General features: G+C 46.4%; 4 protein-coding genes. All 4 read right to left on the reverse strand.

The features are described from left to right. Positions 1-88 precede the first annotated feature (88 nt). Positions 89-1,435, reverse strand: coding sequence for a nucleoside recognition domain-containing protein (locus PMG25_RS04140; protein ID WP_283765648.1), 1,347 nt, complete (start codon positions 1,433-1,435; stop codon positions 89-91). A gap of 42 nt (positions 1,436-1,477) precedes the next feature. Further along, positions 1,478-2,245: a type I restriction-modification enzyme R subunit C-terminal domain-containing protein gene (locus PMG25_RS04145; RefSeq protein ID WP_283765649.1), complete on the reverse strand. Its 768-nt coding sequence runs from the start codon at positions 2,243-2,245 to the stop codon at positions 1,478-1,480. A 208-nt stretch (positions 2,246-2,453) separates the two neighbouring features. Beyond that, positions 2,454-3,161 (reverse strand): hypothetical protein, encoded by a 708-nt coding sequence (locus PMG25_RS04150; RefSeq protein ID WP_283765650.1) that lies wholly within the window; start codon positions 3,159-3,161, stop codon positions 2,454-2,456. Positions 3,162-3,214: 53 nt separating this feature from the next. Further along, positions 3,215-4,033, reverse strand: coding sequence for a TlyA family RNA methyltransferase (locus PMG25_RS04155; protein WP_347178741.1), 819 nt, complete (start codon positions 4,031-4,033; stop codon positions 3,215-3,217). Between the last annotated feature and the right edge of the window lie 262 nt (positions 4,034-4,295).

Here is a 4,295-nt window from a genome sequence, read left to right on the forward strand (position 1 = left end):
CCTATTCCCTATTCCCTAGCGCGTTCATGTCCGCGAAGCGGAAAGCGCTATATCCGATAATTAGGTTTTTTTGAAGAAGCGGGAAAGGTTAACCCACCCAAAATAAACTAGAAAAGATACAAGCTGCTATAATTCCCGTCGCATCCGCAAGCAGTCCGGCTGCTAGAGCATGGCGAATGCGGGTAATACCAACTGCCCCAAAATATACGGCCAGAACATAAAACGTGGTGTCCGTACTCCCCATCATCGTAGACGCAACAAAGGCGCTATAGGAATCCGGCGATCGCTCAATGATCTCGCTCATGATGCCAAAAGACCCACCACCCGAAAGGGGGCGCAGGAGTGCCATCGGTAAGACTTCCGCAGGCATTCCGATTAAATTGGTTATGGGACTGAGTAAATTCGTGACGATTTCCATCGCCCCAGAAGCGCGAAACATCCCGATCGCCACTAAAATGGCAACTAAAAAGGGAATAATCCGAATCGCAATCTCAAAACCCTGCTTGGCTCCTTCGGTAACGGCTTCATAAACTTTTACTCCTCGCCCGACCCCGTAGATAATAATCAGGAAGATTAAGATCGGCATCAGCCAATGAGAAATGAAATCTGGGTTAAAGAAATCCCCTAGATTTTCACTGCGAATTACACCATAGACTAGTGTGCCGACAAAGGCGATCGCAAATAACCCAACAATCATTTGAGAAATCCTACCCGTGGGATAGAGAAGGTGAGAATAATCGGCTTCTTCAACTGGATTATCGCCGCTCTCTCTCTCCAAGTCCTCTGGGGATGGCTCGTTGATAGACTCAACCTCCTGGGATCTAGAATCTCTTCTACCCAACCAAGACGCAACCGAAACTCCGACCACGGTAGAACAAAGGGTTGCTAATAAGGTAGGCAGGAAAATCGCAGCCGGATTACTACTATTAGCGGCTGCTCTGACACCGATGACTCCCAAGGGAAATAGCACAACGCTGGAGGTATTGATGGCCAGAAACAAGCACATGGCATTGGTTGCCGTTCCCTTGAGGGGATTGAGCTTGTTGAGTTCAACCATTGCCTTGATGCCAAAAGGAGTCGCTGCATTTCCCAACCCCAGCATATTCGCAGAAATATTGAGGATCATGGCTCCCATGGCTGGATGGGTAGGTGGTACATCAGGAAACAGCTTAACCATCAAGGGTTTGAGGAGATTCGCCAGAGTATACATGAGTCCTCCGGCTTCCAGGACTCGCACTAAACCCAGCCAAAGTGCCATCACGCCAATTAAATCAATCGCCAGATTGACGGCGGTTTTGGCAGAGTCAAAACTGGCTTCAGTCACCTGTTCCATTGTGCCGGTATAACCAGCAAAGAGAATGGCAACAGCAATGAAACCGACAAAGACAATATTGATGGCGCTGGGTTTTCCCGATGGGCGATCGGCTTGAGACATTTTCAGGAGATGAGATTTAATACACAGGACTGATGAATAATATTAGCTGGCTCTGGTCTCAAACTCGGTTAGGATTTCAAGAATATCATCCACGTCGCTGTCTGCAAACACTCCATCTAGCCCGTCGCTGTGCCAGTTGGTAAATGGGGGTTCGTATAATAATCCTGGTGACATTACGCCGTTTTGGGTTAAATAATCGATGATGTTCTCAATAAATCGGATTTGGTTGGCACTAAAATTATTCGTATCTAAATACTGGCTAAATGCTTCTTTTGCTGCCTTTCTGTCTAAGCCGACTATTTTTCTGACAAATAACTTTAAGCTGGTTTCTTTGCCGTAAACTTCCTCGAATTTGTCGCGATTCTCTACGGCTTCGCTCTCAAATAACATCTTTTCTAACTCCGTTAAGTCTTCATCGGTTAGGGGTAAATTGCGCTTTAATTTGGCAATGGCGACATGATTGGAGTTGCTGCGGAGGTAGGTTTCTACTTTTTTGCGATACTGTTCGCGACTGAAGGCTGGGGTGGTGGTGGGTACTTCTGCCTCGCGCAACTCTCCCAGTTCGTCGGTGAAGTCGGTATAAACGATTTCTTGGTGGCTCCGATCGACAAATTTAACCAACTCCCGGAGGTCGCAGCGCAGACTCTCGATACTCTCCGGAGTTGCGTCGCGCCACCATTCTTCTTGTTGGATGTCGGTAATTAATTCGAGTTTCTGGGCTACCATGGGGATGTTCGCTTTTTGTCCTAAGTTGCTGCCTAAATCTCTCACCTTATCCCTCAATGTCTCAAAGTCGCTGGTTTGCTTCAAGATGGCTAACTGCAACTTGACACAGAGCAGGTCAAACCGTTTGGTTAAGTGGTTTTCGGCGGGGAGAGTGTGGGGTAAACTGGCTAAAGATTGAGCGATCGCCCCTCGGTCTGTTTCTGTTAAGTGATTCCACTTATGTCTCTGGCTAAATTCTTCAACTTTTTCTAAAGCGAAAACTGCTGTATACCCAAATCTTGTAGACTGATTCCTATTCCCTCTTCTGCTGTTTTGGGGATTTACGACTAAACAAACGTTCGAGTTGTTGAGTGCCTTCTTGGAAATGGATTAGGGTGGTAACGATCGCGATCGCTCCATAGACGACTCGCAATAACCAGCCTTGAAAGGCAAACACCCAATCTAGCCATTGGGCGCGATCGCCTAAAAAAGTGGATAACATGGATTTTAAGCGGTTGTCTTCGGCTTCTAACTGATTCAGGCGATCCAATTGAGTCGGTAGGATGGGAAATTTAGCGGTATAGAAATAAAAGCCCAACATGCCGGTTTTTCCGGTTTTCTCTTCTAGAAATTCGTCAGTTTTTTGCACAATTTCCCCAGAGGATAACTGGGTGTTTTCGGCAATATCATTCAGCCAGTTGTTATAGCGCACTACGGTGGGAATGCTGAGAATAAAGGGAACGGTGGGAATCAGTAGGACAAGACTGACTTGCTTGCGAATACGAGGGGGCAAAAACACCGTAGAGAGTCCAAACCCTAAGCCCAAAATGGCAAAGGAGATTAAGTTAGACAGTTCGCTCAAGTCTAACATGCGAAAAATATCGCCAATAATGGGTAAAGAATATAAATGGTGATCGGCCAGAAAAATAAAGAGTAATTTGCTTAGGACGACTAAACTGACCACTAAAGGAATGATCAGGATGTAGAGAACAATGCGGAAAATAAGTTTCAACCGATCCATGGGAGTGGGGTTTAAAAGTCAAAAGTTAAACGTTTAACGTTAAATATTAAACCTCAGAAAGACTGTTTTGCCGCTAGGGTGCATTCATCAATCATAGATAAAGTGAGTACCCCAGAGCGATCGCCATTGCCTGAAGACATCTCTAACCAAAGCAGATATTCAATATTTCCGGCTGGCCCGGTAATGGGAGAATGGGTTAAGCCTCGATAAAACCATCCTAGACTCTGTGCGCTCTCGTAAACTGTGGCGATCGCCTGGCTATGGTCTTTGGGATCGCGGACGACTCCCTTTTTCCCCACCCGCGATCGCCCCACCTCAAACTGAGGCTTCACTAACGCGACTAACTCCCTGGGAGGAGCTAACAGCGCCCATAGTGCCGGTAAGACCTTGGCTAATGAAATAAACGAAACATCAACTACCGCTAAATTTGCGGGTTCACCCCCATTATATAGCGCTTCGGCACTTAAATAGCGTAAATTGGTGCGTTCTTTCAAAATCACCCTCGAATCCGTGCGGATGCGCCAATCAACTTGACCATAGCCCACATCTACCCCATACACCTGTTTTACTCCATTTTGTAGCAAACAGTCCGTAAACCCTCCGGTAGAAATGCCTCCATCGAGGGCAATTCGATCCGCAACAGTTAAGTCAAAATGCTCAAGAGCATGGGCCAATTTTTCACCGCCTCTAGAGACAAAAGGCGATCGCTCCTTCACGGCGATCGCTGCCTCTGTAGAAATCAAAGTCCCCGGCTTATCTATCACCACCCGCTCGACCATCACCTCACCCGCCCGGATCAAGCGCTGGGCCAGTTGTCGAGAATCACACAGAGACCGTTCTACCAGTAAAAGATCGAGTCGTTGTTTAGGCAAGGGGATAGGGGATGGGGGGATAGGGGGATAGGGGAATGGGGAATGGGGAATAGGAAAACCATTTTTCACGCTATAATGCCTATTTTCCAGGCTTTTTATAGGAATGCACTTTCAAGCAAACTTGGGATCAGCGTCCCTCATAACAGCCCAAAGCGCTGTAAATAACAGACTATTTGTTAATTGCTCATTGTTAATTGTTCATTGTTAATTGTTCATTGTTCATTGTTCATTGTTCATTGTTCATTGTTCATTGTTCATTGTT

It is taken from the genome of Roseofilum capinflatum BLCC-M114, assembly GCF_030068505.1.
GTDB lineage: Bacteria > Cyanobacteriota > Cyanobacteriia > Cyanobacteriales > Desertifilaceae > Roseofilum > Roseofilum capinflatum.